The following is a 16312-nucleotide window of genomic DNA, read 5'->3' on the forward strand; positions in this document are numbered from 1 at the left end:
ACCAAAAAAAGTGCCATCGCTCCATTGCGATGGCACTTTCCTATTCAAGAGATCAGTTCCCGAGCAGTGCGTCCATCTTCGCGATGGCATCACGTGCGAGTTCGTGATCCGGTTGCATCTCCAAGACGCGTTGAAGTTCGGCATACGTCCGTTCCTGGTCACCCAAGAACGCATACGCGATTGCCAAGTTGTAACGGGCATCCGTATGGCTCGCATCGAGGTCGAGCGTCTCTTCTAACGCGACGACCGCTTCTTCAAGCTGTTCGCTTTGTGCGAGTGCAAGTCCGTATTGGAACGTGATTTCCACGTCTTCCGGCGATTGTTTCTTCGCTTCACGCAGGCGCGGCATCGCACGAACGAAGTCACCCATCGCTTTGTACGTCAAGCCGAGCATGAAATGAAGATCGGCATCATCCATCCCCGAGAGGAGCGCTTGGCGAAGCGACGCTTCTGCCGTCTCCAATTGCTCGAGTTCATAGGCAAGGGCACCTTTCGCATAATGCGCGGCACCGAACGAGCCATCGAGTTCAATCGCTTTGTCATAAAAGATGACGGCACGATCGTAATCGTTGATCGCCTGAAGCAACGTCCCCATGTTGACGAAACCAGTCGGGTCCGTCGGGTTCGCTTCAATCGCCTCATTGAAATGTTTGGCTGCCTGTTCGAATTCACCTTGTTGCATCGCTTGGATGCCTTGTTCGTTTGCGTTCATATCAATCACCTCATCCGATATAGTCGAGTCGTTTTCCGTTTCGGTACGCTTCGTCAATCGTTGCCCCACCGAGACAGATGTCGCCGTCATAGAAGACGACCGCTTGTCCAGGAGTGATGGCACGTTGTGGCTCGTCGAACTTGACGAGTACTTCGCCGCCCTCAAGTGGAGCGACCGTGACCGGCACGTCTTGTTGACGATAGCGGAACTTCGCTGTCGCCCGGAACTCTCCTGAAGGAGCAGCCCCTGTCCAAGACAGTTTCGAAGCGAGGAGCGCATCTGAATAGAGCGCGTCGTGATGGAAGCCTTGTCCGACGAACAAGACGTTGTTCTCGACGTCTTTCCCGACGACGAACCAAGGGTCCCCGTCGCCACCGATTCCGAGACCGTGACGCTGTCCGAGCGTGTAATACATCAACCCGTCATGACGCCCTTTGACGACACCGTCGAGCGTCCGCATTTCACCTGGCTGTGACGGCAGGTATTCCGACAAGAACTCCTTGAAGTTCCGCTCACCGATAAAGCAGATTCCGGTCGAATCTTTTTTCTTCGCTGTCGCGAGTCCTGCTTCTTCAGCAATGACACGTACATCCTTTTTGTCCATATGACCAATCGGGAACATCGTCCGCGCGAGCTGGTCTTGAGACAATTGGTTCAAGAAATACGTTTGGTCTTTGTTGTCGTCTTTCCCGCGCAACAAGCGGTGTTCGCCGTCGACGTATTCCACTTGTGCATAATGGCCGGTTGCGACAAAGTCCGCACCGAGTCGAAGCGCATGGTCAAGAAACGCCTTGAATTTGATTTCTTTGTTACACATGACGTCCGGGTTCGGTGTACGACCGAGACGATATTCTGCCAAGAAATACTCAAAGACACGGTCCCAATATTCTTTTTCAAAGTTGACCGCATAATATGGGATCCCGATTTGGTTCGCGACGGCGATGACGTCTTCATAGTCCTCTGTCGCCGTACATACACCATTTTCGTCCGTGTCATCCCAGTTTTTCATAAAAATCCCGATGACGTTATACCCTTGTTCTTTCAATACGTGGGCCGTCACCGATGAATCGACGCCACCTGACATCCCGACGACGACCGTCGTCTCTTCAGGGGCTTTCGTGCGTAAATTCATCTATCTCACTCCGTTCATAAATGTCGAGACGACTTCTTGTAGTCGCTCCGCGAGCCGTTTCGCGCCCTCGACCGAGTTACCGTGGCCAAAACTGATTCGAACAGACTGACGCGTCCGTTCTGAATCCCCGTACATCGCCGACAATACGTGGGACGGTTCGACCGACCCTGCCGTGCAGGCACTTCCGCTTGAAATCGCCATGCCCCGCATATCCATCATGATGAGGAAGGGTTCAAGGTCAATTCCAGGAAGGTATAGGTTCACGATGTGAGGTAAACGATTTGATCCGTTCACCTCATAAGATACGCCTAGTTCGTCAAGGCGCTGACGTAGTGCCAGATCGAGCGACTCATAGAGAGCCACTCGGTCCTCACGCTCTGCCATGACGAGTTCAGCTGCTTTTTGGAATCCGACGGCACCCGGAACATTTTCCGTGCCGGCTCTACGTTTACGTTCTTGTTGTCCACCAAAAGAACGTGACGCTAATTTTACACCTGTTTTCATGAAAAGAAAACCGATACCTTTTGGTCCATTCACTTTATGTGCGGACGCCGACAATAAATCGACATGAATCGCCTTTACATCAATCAGTTCTGTCCCGAGGGCTTGTACCGCATCGGTATGGAAAATAGCTTGATGGTCTCGCAACAACTCACCGATTTCTTGAATCGGTTGGCGTGTCCCGACTTCGTTATTGCCGTACATGACCGATACGAGAATCGTGTCATCCCGTAAGGCTGAACGCACGGCGTCGACAGTGACGGATCCCGACGCATCGACATCGAGATACGTGACCTCGAAGCCCTCACGCTCGAGCTGTTCCATCGCATGAAGAACGGCATGGTGCTCGACTTTTGTCGTGATGATATGTTTGCCTTTTTCCTGATGGGCATATGCCGCACCGAACAAGGCATAGTTATCTGACTCCGTCCCACCCGACGTAAAGACGATCTCGTTTGGTGAAGCACCGATCCATTTCGCGAGGACGCGACGTGACGAATCGAGCGCCGCCCGCGCGTTACGCCCAATTCCGTGAATGCTCGACGCGTTGCCGTACGTCTCTAAAAAGTAAGGGGTCATCGCCTCGAGGACTTCTGGTCGCATCGGTGTCGTCGCAGCGTGATCAAAATAGTTCATGTAAGGGTCACCTCGTTCTTAAATATAAAACATATAGCCGTCTGACTCTTCCTCGGCAAGGTCGGCGAGTGTCGTTTCGTCAAGGACGGTATCGATGGCTTCTTTGATTTTATCCCAAAGCTTCCGTTTCACCGCATCATCTGCTTCAGATTCCTCGACCACGGCTAACGGCCCTTCGAGTAAGCGAATGATTTCACCCGCCGTCACTTCTTCTGCCGGTTTGACGAGCTGATAGCCACCGTACGCGCCGCGTACACTCTTGACGAGTCCACCATTACGGAGTGGACCGATCAATTGCTCCAAATAATGCTCCGGCAACTCATGGCGTGCCGCAATCTTCTTTAAGCTGAGCGGCTTGTTGTCAGTTTCTCGCGCCAACGCAATCATGATCGTTAAGCCATAACGGCCCTTAGTAGATATTTTCATCTTCAAGTCTCCTTCTGTTATACTAATCGAACAAACGTTTGTCGAAAGGAATGGTTACGTATGCCTGATTTGTTTCATCAATCGAATGGCGGACCGCTCGCCAACCGCATGCGCCCCGAAACGTTAGATGACGTCATCGGACAGCGCCATATCATCGGTGAGGGCAAGCTACTTCGCCGTGCCATCGAAGCCGACCGACTCGGCACGATTATCCTATACGGTCCACCGGGCACTGGGAAGACGACACTCGCCCGTGTCATTTCGAATTACACGAAAGCGACATTTGTCCAATTGAACGCCGTCACAGCCAAACTCGATGAATTGCGGAACGTCATTCGTGAAGCGGAGTCCCGGTTTGACTATGAGGACGAGCGCACGATTCTCTTTTTAGATGAGATTCATCGATTTAATAAGCTCCAGCAGGACGCGCTCCTCCCTGCCCTTGAGTCCGGAAAACTCGTCCTCATCGGAGCGACGACCGAAAACCCAAGCTTTGAAGTGAACGCAGCCCTCTTGTCACGGGCAACCGTGTTTCGGCTTGAGCCACCAGGTGCCGAGGAGTTACGTATCGTCCTCGAGCGTGCACTACACGACTCACGTGGGCTCGGAAATTACCCGGTGAAGATGGATGAAGCTGCCGCTGACCATTATATCAAAATGGCAGATGGTGACTACCGTGTCCTATTGAACGCACTCGAACTCGCCGTCTTGACAACACCAGAAGTAGATGGACAAATTCACATCACGCTCGAGGTCGCGGAAGAGTCTATTCAACAGAAGTCAATCAAATACGATAAGACGGGTGACCGACATTACGACGTCATCTCGGCGTTTATCAAATCGATTCGTGGGTCGGATCCTGATGCGGCGCTATACTGGTTAGCCGTCATGATCGAAGCTGGCGAATCGCCGCGCTTCATCATGCGTCGCCTTTACGTCCATGCTGCCGAAGATATCGGAATGAGCGATCCGAACGCACTACTCATCGTGGATGCGGCGGCTCGAGCGAGCGAATACATCGGTTTCCCGGAAGCCCGCATCCCGATTGCCGAAGCTGTCATCTATTTGGCGACCGCACCAAAATCAAATGCGGTCATCACCGCCATCGACAAGGCACTCCATCACGTCCGTACAGTTGAGGGTGGACCTGTACCCGTACATCTCCGTGATGCTCATAGTCCAGGGGCTCGCGAACTCGGAAACGGGGTCGGATATAAATACCCACATGATGAAAAAGATGGGTTCGTTCCTCAAAACTACTGGCCAGAAAACTTAGCCCGAAAACGACCAACCTACTATAAACCGACGCCACGTGGATTCGAGCAACAGATTCGAAAACGGCTCGATTATTGGGAAAAACGACGCGACTCGAAATGAGCCAGCGTCGTTTTATTTTTGGATGCGGTTGATGTCGACGCCCGCTTTTTCGAGCAAATCGTTAATCACGTAACCGGCAGCCACAAGTCCTGCAACCGATGGGACGAAGGCGTTCGAACTCGGTGGCATCTTCGCTTTGCGGATCGGAGCGTCTTTCTTCCCGACGACTTCATTCACGTCTTCGCGTGTCACGATCGGAGATTCATCTGAGAAGACGACCGGAACACCTTTGTAGATTTTTTCTTTACGTAGACGGGTACGGACCATCTTCGCGATCGGGTCGTATGACGTGTCTTTAATGTCGACGACTTTGATACGTGTCGGGTCCATCTTGTTTGCCATCCCCATACTCGAGATGACCGGGATGCCGCGACGCTTACATTCCACGATTAAATGAATCTTATAGATGATCGTATCTGAGGCGTCGATGACGTAATCGATATTTTGAGCGAAGAACTCTTCGTATGTCTCTTCTGTATAAAACATTTTCAATTGGACGAGGTCTAAGTCCGGGTTAATGTCGAGAAGACGCTTCCCCATCGCTTCGACTTTCGGTTGACCGACTGTCGACAATAATGCATGGATTTGACGGTTGACGTTCGTGATGTCGATGTCATCTTTGTCGACGAGGACGATGCGCCCGACGCCACTGCGCGCAAGTGCCTCTGCCGCAAACGAGCCGACGCCACCGACACCTAAAATCGCGACCGTTTTATTCTTTAGAGCATCAAGGCCTTCAGAGCCGATGGCCAATTCATTTCGTGAAAACTGGTGTAACATATTTCTTCCTCCAACTAATTCTATTTTCTCATACTATTTTACTCGGAATTATAATCAAAAAAAAGACGTCTCGCGACGTATTTACAAAAAAATCGATGGGGCCCGGAGTGCCGTGACGATGCCCTGCTTTTGAACCTGCGTATGCAGGTGGGTGACCTAGCGTTTCCTTCACAAGTCCTCCTGCACGTGATGAGGCAGTTGATCTGGTTAGCAGTTCGGTCTCCCGTATTCAAAGTGTTGGCTCAAAATAACGAAGGCGGCTCTCGTACACCTCAGGTATCCCATCTGTTGATTTAACTATAGCGCTTCTGTAAAAAGAAGTCAATGAGAAACACCGACTTCTCGTGACAGTTTGGTCACAACCATTTGTTACGAAACGCACGATCTGGATCATACGTGAACTGCTGACGATCGATGTTGAAACGTCGGTCACGTGAGTCGTTTCCGACACCCGCCTGGTACGCCCAATTCCCCCAATTGCTCGCGACATCATAATCAATCAGTTTCGATTCAAAGTAGGCAGCCCCGTAGCGCCAGTCCTGCTTTAACTCTTTGGCAAAATAATTGGCCACGATTTGCCGTCCCCGATTGGACATCCAGCCCGTCGCATTCAATTCACGCATGAACGCATCGACGAAATCGACGCCCGTCTCTCCCCGTCGCCACTTTTCAATGACATCCGCCTCGACGCGCCAGTCTTTTCGCTTCGACCGGATACCTTGTGCCCGAAACAATTTCTTCCCTTGTTCGAGCGCAACCCATTGGAAAAATTCACGCCACAAGAGTTCAAAGTAGAGCCAATAGGTCGATTCGTTCACCCCATGCGTTCGTTCATGCGCTTCAAGTTCAAAGAACACCCGTCGTGGCGATAATGACCCGTTCGCTAAATACGCAGACAACTTCGTCGAGTCATCGACTCCAAACCCATTCCTCGTCTCTTTATATGTTCGAATCGGTACGGACAAATAGTCATTCAACCGACGCTTCGCAGCCAGTTCGCCACCTTTAAACGGAAATGCCGTCCTTGGGTCTTGCTCGACTTTTTGAAGCGGAAACGGGAACGTCACCTCGCGTGTAGCAGCAGTCGCCTTTCGGGAAATTAGTTCACGAGGACGGACATCATATTCGACCGCTTTTCTAAACTCTGTGAAAAGAAACGGCATTTTTTCAAACGGGATGTCATCCTCTTCAAATAACGTGAATCCATCGAACGCCTCGTACTCCCCTTTCCACTTTTTCATCACCTCTTCTTCACGCCGGCGCTCATTGTACCCGATGGCCCGTTGAAACAAGAGACGGTCGGTCGGGTCGAGCGTTTCGAGCGGATGACCGACATGAACAAAAAATGGGATTCCGAGCGCATCCAATGAACCGGCCACATCCTCCAACGACTCCTTCAGGAAATGGAGTCGTTCGCTCCCGAGCGGAATGACGCCATAACGATTTTCAGCGAGCTGTTTTGGACTGATAAAGTAATGACCTTCAATCGGATCATCATGACGCAATGCTTCCTCGAGGGGTAAATGATCATCGACACGTAAATCGTTTTGATACCAAATGATTGTTTTCATGAATAGACCTCCTCCACTCCTTAGTATGATGGGTTTATATGCAGTCCATAAGAATAGAATGTGCTAGAGATATGTTTTTAAAATCAATTTGTGTGGAATATATTCTTTTAGAAGAGAAAGGGGTGCAACATAATGGCTAAAAGAGGCAAAATGGGAACATTGATTAAAATCGCGACGGCGGTCGCACCGTTCGTCTACGATTACTATAAAAAGAACAAAGCAAAGAAATCACCGAAGAAATGAATCCAGCGTCTCAGCCAACAAGCTGAGGCGTTTTTTTCATGTTTTCAAACCGAGTGTGCTAAGATAAATCAATCATTTCATGGAAACGAGGCGATGTTCGTGCAAGTCCGATCCATCCACTTTTTACGTATTCTCTTCAAATGGGGTCTTTTCATGACCGGGCTGTTCTTGCTCGCACTCGGGTCATCTATCATGATCACGGCAGATCTTGGTGTCTCTACATGGGACGTCCTGCATATCGGGATTGCCCACCACCTTCCGATTTCAATCGGAACGGTGATTTTATGCGTGGGACTTCTACTCGTCCTATTCAAATACATACTCGACCGAATCCGTCCTCAATTCGGCACGCTCGTCAACGCGGTGTTTGTCGGGGTATTTATGAACCTGATTTTGAACGAGCAATGGCTCCCGACATTCGATGGATTATTTGTAAACGTCGTTTGGCTCACGTTCGGGATATTCGTGATGGGAATGGGAGCCGGCTTGTACGTCGCCGTCGGATATGGAGCCGGTCCACGCGATGGATTGACACTCGCCTTAGCAGACCGGTTTAACACGTCTGTCCGTTCCATGCGGACCTGGATGGAGCTGATCGCCTGTCTCATCGGTTGGGCGCTCGGGGGACCGCTCTTCTTCGGTACCGTCCTATCCATCTTCCTCATCGGTCCGTTCTTCCAGTTCTGGTTGGAACGCTTCCGTCTGTTCATCGCCTACGTCGATCGCTTGAAAGTCAAATTTGCATGAAAAAGAGAGGGATCACCCCCCTCTCTTTTATGTGTTCGGAATCAAGACAATCTTTCCGAACTTACCGGATTGTTTGAAATACGTTTGTGCCTCACGCGCCTCTTCGAGCGGGAACGTCCGATCAATGACCGGTTTCAGCTTCCCTTCTGCAATCGACCGCAACATTTCTGCGAATTCATAGCGTGTCCCGAGCACAGACCCGTACATGGCGATATGCTTCAAGTAGAGTGTCCGGAAGTCGAGATGGGTCGTCTGTCCGCCAGCAGAACCGGATATACAGAACTTCCCGCCCTTCTTCAATACTTGAAGAGACACACCAAACAACGCATCTCCGACAACGTCAAGCACGGCATCGACCGGACCACCGTTCGCAACGATGATGTCTTCCGCAAGCGTCTCAGAACGATAAGAAAAGACTTCCGTCGCCCCAAACGCCTTTAACTCTCTCTCATTCTTCAAATCACCAACGATGGCGAACACTTTCGCACCAAAAACGTTCGCGGCAATTTGAACGTTGAGCGAACCGACGCCACCGCTCGCACCCGTGACGACAATCGTTTCACCGGTACGGATGTGTAACTGCTCGTTCATATGCCATGCCGTGAGTCCACTCACGGAAAAGACCGCACTCTGGACAAAATCATCAAGTGGCATATCAAAACAAAGGTCAGCCGGCCAGGCTACGTATTCTGCGTAACCTCCGTCATATTCCGACCCGATAAAGGACATATCGTCCGACAAATGTTCTTTTCGTTCAGGACCGCTCGAGGTGAATGGGAACAAGACGACGTGTCGTCCCATCCAAGCTTGATCGACCCCATCCCCGAGCTCGACGACTTCACCTGTGATGTCTGAACCGGGAATGCGTGGGAACTGGACGCCTTCCGGGCGCCACCCTGACTTCTCGCCAGTTCCATACGCCCCTTCTCGCATCCATATTTCTGTATTGTTAATGGCACAGGCGCGTACCTTAATCAGCACTTCTCCAGTTTTTGGTGTCGGTTTTGGGATATCGACCACTTGGAGTTGATCGACATCACCGTATCCTACGACTTGTACAGCTTTCATGGTGAATCTTCCTCCTTCTCTTTCGTTCATCCATATGTATTTACCCACGAACCACCTATATCACGCCAGAAAGGCCACCTTTTAGAGAGGTGACCTTCCGTTTACAGTTGTTGACGTTGTAATAGGTTCGTGAAGACGCCGCCTTTTTGGCTAAGCTCTTCATGCGTTCCATCTTCTACGATTCCTTCCGCCGTCACGACAAGAATGCGATCGGCATTTTTTACTGTCGCTAAACGGTGGGCGATGATAAGCGTCGTCCGATTCGCAGCCAGTTCATTGAGTGAATCTTGAATGATGGCCTCCGTTTCCGTGTCGAGCGCCGAGGTCGCCTCATCCAAAATCAAAATCGGCGGATTTTTCAAGAACATGCGCGCAATGGCGATGCGCTGTTTCTGACCACCCGAGAGCTTCAGTCCACGTTCCCCGATTTGTGTGTCGAGACCGTGCTCGAGTTCCTCGACGAGCGTCCCAAGATGTGCCTTCTCGACCGCATGCATGATATCCGCATCGCTCGCATCGAGCTTCCCGTAAGCGATATTCTCACGTAGCGTACCCGCAAACAAGAAGACGTCCTGTTGCACGATTCCGATTTGACGACGTAAGCTCTCTTTCGTCATGTCGCGGATATCCATGCCGTCGATCGAGATGGCACCATTCGTCACATCATAAAAGCGTGGGATGAGTGAACAGATGGTCGTTTTACCCGCTCCGCTCGTCCCAACTAACGCGACGGTAGTCCCTGCCTTGATCGACAAGTCGATATCCGTCAACACTTGACGGTAGTCCGAGTAGCCAAACGAGACGTCGTCAAAGACGATATCGCCTTTCAACGTCTCGACTTCAATCGCATTCGCACGATTCTCGATGTCTGGCTCCTCATCGAGCAACTGCGTGAATCGCTTGAACCCGGCCATCCCTTTCGGATACATCTCTAAAAGTGCCGTGATCTTTTCAATCGGCTTGATAAGTAAGTTCATGTACAAGATGAACCCGACGAGCTGTCCGTATGATAACTGACCCTCGTACGTTAAGTACGCCCCGTAGACGAGGACGAGCAACGTCATCAGACGCGTCGTGATGTAAATGCCCGCGAGCGATGTACTCATGACACGATATGCCTCAATCTTCGAGCCACGATAGAAATTGTTGTCTTTTTGGAAACGTCCGATCTCGAACGCCTCGTTCGTAAACGACTGGACGACACGTGCCCCAGACACACTGTCCTCGACACGTGCGTTCACTTCTCCGATGTTCGTGTACATCTTTTGCCACGCCTTGTTCATATTCTTATTCGCATACGTGATCATGATGATCAGGAACGGTACCGCGACAACGGTGACGAGTGCGAGTTCCGGGTCGATCGAGAACATGATCCCGAACGCACCGAGCAACGTCATGATGGCGATAAAGAAGTCTTCCGGTCCATGGTGCGCCACTTCCCCGATGTCGAACAAGTCGTTCGTCACCCGGCTCATCAAATGTCCGGTCTTATGATTATCAAAGAATCGGAACGACTGTTTATGGATATGTGTGAACAACTCTTCCCGCATGTCTGTCTCGATGTTGATCCCGAGCTTATGCCCCCAGTAGTTGACAACATACTGCATCATCATGGCCAATATGTATAGAATCAACAGACCGATGCTGACGATGATAATCCAGTTCCATTCCCCACCCGGCAACAAGTCATCGATGAACCATTGAACGGCGAGCGGAAACCCGAGTTCAAGCAATCCGACGAGAATCGCGAATGAAAAATCGAGCAGGAATAACTTTTTATGTGGTCGATAATAACTAAAAAAACGTGAAATCATTCTCTTTCCCCCTTCTCAACACTCTAAGTGTACGCTTTTTTCCGAAAGGTGGAAAACAGGATGCATCCCTTTTTCATTCTTTTTTCAATCGGCGTATAATGAAAGTAAGGAGTGATACACATGCATGTACACATTACAGAACGTGCGCTCGAACGAATCGAGTCATTGAAAGGCGAACGTGAGGGACAAATGCACCTTTTCTATGAGACGGAAGGTTGCGGCTGTGGAAATAGCGGGATTTTCGAAATTCGATACGTCACGGAGAAGACCCCAGAAGACGTCGAAATCGAATCGAACCTTGGTCCGATCTTAATCAAAAACTGGACGAAAGTATTTTTAGACGAACAGATGAAAATCGACTTCCTTGAAGACCGTCGTACGCTCGTCTTGAAAAGTGACGGACAAGTATTCAATTCCAACCTTCTCGTCACGGACGGTACAGGTTGTCAGTTGAACGTCCCGAGCCGATGAAACAGACGCTGAAACAACATCCGAGACTGCTCATTCTCTTTTTCGCGAGTTTCGGGCTTGGCCTGCTTGGAATTTATTTAGCGTTCATCGATTCAGTCTATACGATGTCCGCAGTCATCGCCTCGCTGTTTGCGTTTGGTTTTGCGTTGCAGCGAACAGCAAAGTATATGCAACGCGATGAGGAAAAGAATTAAGGGAGATATCGTCTTTCAGGGACGAATCTTCCTTTTTTATATTCAAAAGAAAAGGGTTCGCATTTGCGAACCCCCTCCCTTCATAAAACCGTACTACCGATGACATTCATCGTTTTACTTCACATCAATGACGTAGAAACGAACCAATCCCTCACCATCTAATTCAGCATACGCTAATTTGCCATCTTTAAAGACCGGCTTGGATACCGTTCCACCGTCATTCGGTAAATACGAAACGGTCTCTTCTTTTAAATCCGCGATAAGCAATCGATTCATCCCTTCACGGAACAATATATAATCGTCACGCAAATAGCGAAACGCATCGAACGTAATGTTTTTCTGCGAGCCGTTATACACGTATTTTACAGGGGACGGAGTTGCGGATATAAATTCGACTCTTCCCTCTTTGCCAAGGGAGACAAACTTGCTTCCTCGTTCGAAATCAATCAATGCCCCACCTTCTTCATCAAATGAACCATCGGTCGTGACTAATCTACTCGTCAGGTCACCTTTGTTGAAGATACTTTTATGTAGGATTAATCCTTCCTCACCCGAGCGATAATCAAAGATATATTCCCCGTCACGCTTTCCCTCTTCTTGGAGCGTAAATGCCTCAATCGTTTGAATCGAATCCGACATCGGTGAGAACTGCATGACCGTCGTCTTCGTATCCGATGCCGACGCCTCATAATCGACCCATGTGACGGTATCATCTGAAGCTGTTACATAAGGAACGGGCGTCTCAAACCGACTAGTCCCTTCCGCTATTTGTTCAGGCTTTTGTTCATCCAACGACATCGTAAAAATCGACCATTCATATGCATACCCTTCAGCCTGTACATATTCAACCCAAAATACTTCATCTTGAATCCCGACAAGATTCCCAATCGTTTTTGAGGACGTATGAATAAGATCGTTTGTATTACGCCCCGTATCGTATACATTTATTTGACTGCTGCTTTCTTCAATCAACTCCGTATAGACGATTCGGTTGCCAGTGATGTGCTCTGGTGCGATCATCGGTACTTGATCTGCAAAGAATAAAGATAAGTCATACGATTCCACTTCCCCAATCGGTTCGCTCTCTCCCGCACTTTGTAAACGGATGGCTGGTTCCGATGTTTCCTCCGGTTCGGATGTTGCTGGTGCATCCGGTGTCGATTCTGTCGTCGACTCCGTCTTTTGAACAACCTCTTCCACTTCTGGTGCAGCTTCTGTGTCATCCGTACACCCGGATAACACCGTTGCAACCCCTAGACATACCCCTAATGCCAACGTATTAATTCGCTTCAACATTTCCCCTACTTTCAAAATACATTTTATTCCATAATCGTATCATAACCTTATACAAAGTTGTCAGAAAAATATAAAAAAGGATTCGCCGAGAACGACGAATCCTGTTTAAGCGTATTATTTTTTCTCTTTCACTGCCGTACGAATCGACAACTCTTCAAGTTGTGCGTCCGCGACCGGGCTCGGTGCTTGCGTGAGCAAGTCGCTTGCCGAAGCCGTTTTCGGGAAGGCGATCGTGTCGCGAAGGTTCGAACGACCTGCAAGAATCATGACGAGACGGTCGAGACCGAGTGCGATTCCCGCGTGTGGTGGCGTGCCGTATTCGAACGCTTCGAGCAAGAAGCCGAACTGTTCAACTGCTTCTTCTTGCGTGAAGCCGAGCAATTTGAACATGCGTTCCTGAATGTCACGCTCGTAAATACGCTGTGAGCCACCACCGAGCTCGTAACCGTTCAAGACGAGGTCATAGGCGATGGCGCGTACGCTTGCCGGGTCTGTCTCGAGAAGATGAAGGTCTTCACGGTTCGGCATCGTGAACGGGTGGTGGTTCGCATAGAAGCGACCGTCTTCTTCTTCAAACGTCACGAGTGGGAAGTCTGTCACCCATAGGAAGTTGAATTTCGACTCGTCGATGAGACCGAGGTCGTGTCCGAGTTTGACGCGGAGTGCGCCAAGGCTGTCTGCGACGACAGTTGGTTTCGATGCGACGAAGAGGAGAAGGTCTCCTGCTTCTGCATTCGTCGCTTCGATCAACTTCTGTGCGTATGTTTCGTCGAAGAACTTCGCGATCGGACCGTTCAAGCCTTCCGCTGTCACTTTGAGCCATGCGAGACCTTTCGCACCGTAGACCGCTGTGAACTCTTGAAGCTTGTCGATGTCTTTACGTGAGAAGTTGTCCGCCTCACCTTTGACATTGATCGCTTTGACTTGTCCGTTTGATTCGAGTGCTGCGTCGAACACTTTGAAGCCGGCACCTTTCACGGCGTCAGCCACATCGATGAGTTCGAGGCCAAAACGTGTGTCCGGCTTATCTGAACCGAAACGGCGCATCGCTTCTTCGTGAGTCATTCGTTCGAACTTCGCTGGTGTATCCGTACGACCGAGCGTCGATTCCATGACTTGTCCCATCATTGATTCCATCATCGCCATCAAGTCTTCGATGTCCATGAAGCTCGTCTCGATGTCGACTTGTGTGAACTCAGGCTGACGGTCTGCACGAAGGTCTTCGTCACGGAAGCAGCGTGCGATTTGGAAGTAACGGTCAAATCCTGCGACCATGAGCAACTGTTTGAAGAGCTGTGGTGATTGCGGGAGTGCGTAGAACTCACCACCGTGGACACGGCTCGGTACGAGATAGTCACGTGCGCCTTCTGGTGTCGACTTCGTCAAAATCGGCGTTTCGACTTCGAGGAACTCTTGCTCCGTCAAGAAGTTACGAATCGTGTTCGACGTCTTCGAGCGGAGACGGAACGTCTCTTGAAGCGCTGGACGACGAAGGTCGAGGTAACGGTATTTGAGGCGAAGGTCCTCTGAGACGTTTTCCGCTTCGTCACCGATCGGGATTGGTGTCATCTTCGCCGCGTTCAAGATGTTGATCTCAGACGCGATGACTTCGATGTTTCCTGTCGGCATGTTCGGGTTCTTGTTCTCACGTTCGAGAACCGTTCCTTTCACGTCGAGGACATACTCGCTACGAATCGTCTCCGCGAGTTGGTGGACTGCTTCGTTTTCTGGGCGTACGACGACTTGGACGATCCCTGTGCGGTCACGAAGATCGATGAAGATGAGTCCTCCGAGGTCACGACGTTTTTGTACCCATCCTTTTAATTGTACTTCTTGGCCGATGAGTGACTCTGTCACGCGGCCGTTCATATGTGTGCGTCCGATCATTGTCCTGCTCCTTCCGATAGTTCACGAATTTTGTCTGCGACGGCCGAGAGTGGCACGTCGACTTGTTCACCAGTCGTCATATCTTTCAAGGCGGCTGCCCCACGTTCGACTTCGTCATCCCCTAAGATGACTGTGAACTTGGCTTTCAGGCGGTCCGCCTGTTTGAATTGTCCTTTGAACTTGCGTCCTTGATAATCACGGTCAGCCTTGAACCCTTCCATGCGGAGGAGTTGCAAGAGGCGTGTCGCCGTCAATTCGACTTCTTTCTCACCTTGGGCGACGATGAAGACATCAAGGCCTGTCTCGAGTTCAGGCAAGACCCCTTCATTCTCCAATGCGAGGATGAGGCGCTCCAATCCAATCCCAAACCCGATTCCCGGCATGTCCGGTCCACCGATATCCTGTACGAGACCGTTATAGCGTCCGCCACCACAAAGTGTCGTGATGGCTCCGAATCCTTCTGCCTCGGACATGATTTCAAACGCCGTGTGCGTATAGTAATCGAGTCCACGAACGAGCGTCGGGTCGACTTCATAAGCAACGCCGAGTGCGTCGAGCTGTGCGAGCACTTGGTCGAAATAAGCTTTCGACTCTTCGTTCAAATATTCAAGGATTGACGGTGCTGTCTTCATCGACGGGTGATCGCGATCGACCTTACAATCCAAGATGCGAAGCGGGTTCTTGTAAAGACGTAACTGGCAGTCTTGGCAAAGTTCGTCTGCCACCGGCTCGAAGTGACGGATGAGCGCATCGCGGTGGGCGTTGCGGCTTTCCGCGTCCCCAAGCGAGTTGACGACGACTTTGATTTTCTGAAGCCCAAACGACTTGTAGATCGAGTAGGCGAGGCTGATGACTTCAGCGTCAACGGCTGGATCGCTACTGCCGATTGCTTCGACACCGTATTGGTGAAGCTGACGGAAGCGGCCTTTTTGAGGACGCTCATAGCGGAACATCGGTCCCATGTAGTAGAGCTTCGTCGGTTGGTCCGGATTTCCGAACAGTTTGTTCGTCACGAACGCACGGACGACAGATGCCGTTCCTTCTGGGCGAAGTGTGTACTCGTCTTTCCCTTTCTTCACGAGCGTGAACATCTCTTTTTGTACGATGTCCGTCGTTTCCCCGACACTGCGTGTGAACAGGTTCGTTGTTTCAAAGATTGGTGTGCGGATCTCTTTATAGTTGTAACGGGCGCTCATGTCGCGAAGTTTTTCCTCGACATATTGCCACGTCTCGACCGTGCCCGGAAGCAGGTCTTGTGTACCGCGTGGTGCTTTCATCATCACATTTCCCTCCTTAAAAAATACAAAAAGGCCCTCGTCCGCAAAGGGACGAGAGCCTGTGTAAGTTTCCCGTGGTACCACCCTCGTTGCAGAGCCATTACTTGAAACTCTGCCACTCGAAATCGGTTAACGCCCGATGAGACGGCTCCCCCTACTTGTTTTCAAGGGAGCACCTCC

General features: G+C 50.5%; 15 protein-coding genes, 1 other RNA gene and 1 other annotated feature (1 of these 17 running past the window's edge). Of the genes, 4 read left to right on the top strand and 12 right to left on the bottom strand.

What is annotated here, in order from left to right:
* Positions 1-52: 52 nt before the first annotated feature.
* The 4 genes from KNP62_RS08665 to cymR are packed head-to-tail and all read right to left on the bottom strand — an operon-like array spanning position 53 to position 3407.
* On the bottom strand, positions 53-712 hold the full coding sequence (locus tag KNP62_RS08665) for a tetratricopeptide repeat protein (RefSeq protein WP_214760583.1): 660 nt from the start codon (positions 710-712) through the stop codon (positions 53-55).
* A gap of 10 nt (positions 713-722) precedes the next feature.
* On the bottom strand, positions 723-1844 hold the full coding sequence (gene mnmA / locus KNP62_RS08670) for a tRNA 2-thiouridine(34) synthase MnmA (RefSeq protein WP_214785248.1): 1122 nt from the start codon (positions 1842-1844) through the stop codon (positions 723-725).
* Positions 1845-2981 (bottom strand): cysteine desulfurase family protein, encoded by a 1137-nt coding sequence (locus KNP62_RS08675; protein ID WP_214785249.1) that lies wholly within the window; start codon positions 2979-2981, stop codon positions 1845-1847. It lies immediately after the preceding gene.
* Positions 2982-2999: 18 nt separating this feature from the next.
* Positions 3000-3407, bottom strand: a complete 408-nt coding sequence (cymR, locus tag KNP62_RS08680) for a cysteine metabolism transcriptional regulator CymR (RefSeq protein ID WP_214695418.1) — start codon at positions 3405-3407, stop codon at positions 3000-3002.
* 60 nt (positions 3408-3467) lie between these two features.
* Here cymR and KNP62_RS08685 point away from each other — a divergent pair, with 60 nt between their 5' ends.
* Complete coding sequence (locus tag KNP62_RS08685) at positions 3468-4784, top strand: replication-associated recombination protein A (protein ID WP_214785250.1); 1317 nt, start codon at positions 3468-3470, stop codon at positions 4782-4784.
* A 12-nt stretch (positions 4785-4796) separates the two neighbouring features.
* Here the strand turns inward: KNP62_RS08685 and KNP62_RS08690 are convergent, their stop codons facing one another.
* The 3 genes from KNP62_RS08690 to KNP62_RS08700 all read right to left on the bottom strand — a co-directional run bounded on the left by KNP62_RS08690 (position 4797) and on the right by KNP62_RS08700 (position 7135).
* Positions 4797-5564, bottom strand: coding sequence for a tRNA threonylcarbamoyladenosine dehydratase (locus KNP62_RS08690; RefSeq protein ID WP_214785251.1), 768 nt, complete (start codon positions 5562-5564; stop codon positions 4797-4799).
* A gap of 95 nt (positions 5565-5659) precedes the next feature.
* Positions 5660-5846, bottom strand: a non-coding RNA gene (ssrS, locus tag KNP62_RS08695) — 6S RNA.
* A gap of 74 nt (positions 5847-5920) precedes the next feature.
* Positions 5921-7135, bottom strand: a complete 1215-nt coding sequence (locus KNP62_RS08700; RefSeq protein WP_214785252.1) for a DASH family cryptochrome — start codon at positions 7133-7135, stop codon at positions 5921-5923.
* A 336-nt stretch (positions 7136-7471) separates the two neighbouring features.
* Between KNP62_RS08700 and KNP62_RS08705 the strand changes: the two genes are divergently transcribed.
* Positions 7472-8125, top strand: coding sequence for a YczE/YyaS/YitT family protein (locus KNP62_RS08705; protein ID WP_214785253.1), 654 nt, complete (start codon positions 7472-7474; stop codon positions 8123-8125).
* A gap of 27 nt (positions 8126-8152) precedes the next feature.
* Here the strand turns inward: KNP62_RS08705 and KNP62_RS08710 are convergent, their stop codons facing one another.
* Positions 8153-9193 carry an alcohol dehydrogenase family protein gene (locus KNP62_RS08710; RefSeq protein WP_214785254.1) on the bottom strand — a complete coding sequence of 347 codons (1041 nt, stop codon included), beginning with the start codon at positions 9191-9193 and terminating at the stop codon, positions 8153-8155.
* A gap of 101 nt (positions 9194-9294) precedes the next feature.
* Complete coding sequence (locus tag KNP62_RS08715; protein ID WP_214785255.1) at positions 9295-11007, bottom strand: ABC transporter ATP-binding protein; 1713 nt, start codon at positions 11005-11007, stop codon at positions 9295-9297.
* Between the two features lie 120 nt (positions 11008-11127).
* Between KNP62_RS08715 and KNP62_RS08720 the strand changes: the two genes are divergently transcribed.
* Together KNP62_RS08720 and KNP62_RS08725 are read left to right on the top strand one after the other, a co-directional pair.
* Positions 11128-11478: an iron-sulfur cluster biosynthesis family protein gene (locus KNP62_RS08720; protein WP_214748512.1), complete on the top strand. Its 351-nt coding sequence runs from the start codon at positions 11128-11130 to the stop codon at positions 11476-11478.
* Positions 11451-11672, top strand: coding sequence for a hypothetical protein (locus tag KNP62_RS08725; protein WP_214785256.1), 222 nt, complete (start codon positions 11451-11453; stop codon positions 11670-11672). Before KNP62_RS08720 ends, KNP62_RS08725 begins: the two co-directional genes overlap by 28 nt.
* Before the next feature lie 114 nt (positions 11673-11786).
* Here KNP62_RS08725 and KNP62_RS08730 read toward each other — a convergent pair whose 3' ends face one another.
* The 3 genes from KNP62_RS08730 to hisS form a co-directional block, all read right to left on the bottom strand.
* A complete protein-coding gene (locus tag KNP62_RS08730) occupies positions 11787-12965 on the bottom strand; it encodes a hypothetical protein (RefSeq protein ID WP_214785257.1) in 1179 nt (392 codons plus the stop codon).
* Between the two features lie 117 nt (positions 12966-13082).
* Entirely contained in the window at positions 13083-14855 is a 1773-nt protein-coding gene (aspS, locus tag KNP62_RS08735; protein ID WP_214785258.1) for an aspartate--tRNA ligase, read from the bottom strand.
* A complete protein-coding gene (hisS, locus tag KNP62_RS08740; RefSeq protein ID WP_251125666.1) occupies positions 14852-16132 on the bottom strand; it encodes a histidine--tRNA ligase in 1281 nt (426 codons plus the stop codon). Before hisS ends, aspS begins: the two co-directional genes overlap by 4 nt.
* Positions 16133-16176: 44 nt before the next feature.
* Positions 16177-16312: a binding site (T-box leader), on the bottom strand; it runs 99 nt beyond the window's last position.

The organism is Exiguobacterium sp. s183, assembly GCF_018617655.1.
In the GTDB taxonomy this organism is placed as follows: Bacteria; Bacillota; Bacilli; order Exiguobacteriales; family Exiguobacteriaceae; genus Exiguobacterium; species Exiguobacterium aestuarii_A.

Coding starts and splice junctions, on each gene's coding strand:
- KNP62_RS08665 (WP_214760583.1), bottom strand. CDS start 712: ATGAACGCAAACGAACAAGGCATCCAAGCGATGCAACAAGGTGAATTC.
- mnmA (WP_214785248.1), bottom strand. CDS start 1,844: ATGAATTTACGCACGAAAGCCCCTGAAGAGACGACGGTCGTCGTCGGG.
- KNP62_RS08675 (WP_214785249.1), bottom strand. CDS start 2,981: ATGAACTATTTTGATCACGCTGCGACGACACCGATGCGACCAGAAGTC.
- cymR (WP_214695418.1), bottom strand. CDS start 3,407: ATGAAAATATCTACTAAGGGCCGTTATGGCTTAACGATCATGATTGCG.
- KNP62_RS08685 (WP_214785250.1), top strand. CDS start 3,468: ATGCCTGATTTGTTTCATCAATCGAATGGCGGACCGCTCGCCAACCGC.
- KNP62_RS08690 (WP_214785251.1), bottom strand. CDS start 5,564: ATGTTACACCAGTTTTCACGAAATGAATTGGCCATCGGCTCTGAAGGC.
- KNP62_RS08700 (WP_214785252.1), bottom strand. CDS start 7,135: ATGAAAACAATCATTTGGTATCAAAACGATTTACGTGTCGATGATCAT.
- KNP62_RS08705 (WP_214785253.1), top strand. CDS start 7,472: ATGTTCGTGCAAGTCCGATCCATCCACTTTTTACGTATTCTCTTCAAA.
- KNP62_RS08710 (WP_214785254.1), bottom strand. CDS start 9,193: ATGAAAGCTGTACAAGTCGTAGGATACGGTGATGTCGATCAACTCCAA.
- KNP62_RS08715 (WP_214785255.1), bottom strand. CDS start 11,007: ATGATTTCACGTTTTTTTAGTTATTATCGACCACATAAAAAGTTATTC.
- KNP62_RS08720 (WP_214748512.1), top strand. CDS start 11,128: ATGCATGTACACATTACAGAACGTGCGCTCGAACGAATCGAGTCATTG.
- aspS (WP_214785258.1), bottom strand. CDS start 14,855: ATGATCGGACGCACACATATGAACGGCCGCGTGACAGAGTCACTCATC.
- hisS (WP_251125666.1), bottom strand. CDS start 16,132: ATGAAAGCACCACGCGGTACACAAGACCTGCTTCCGGGCACGGTCGAG.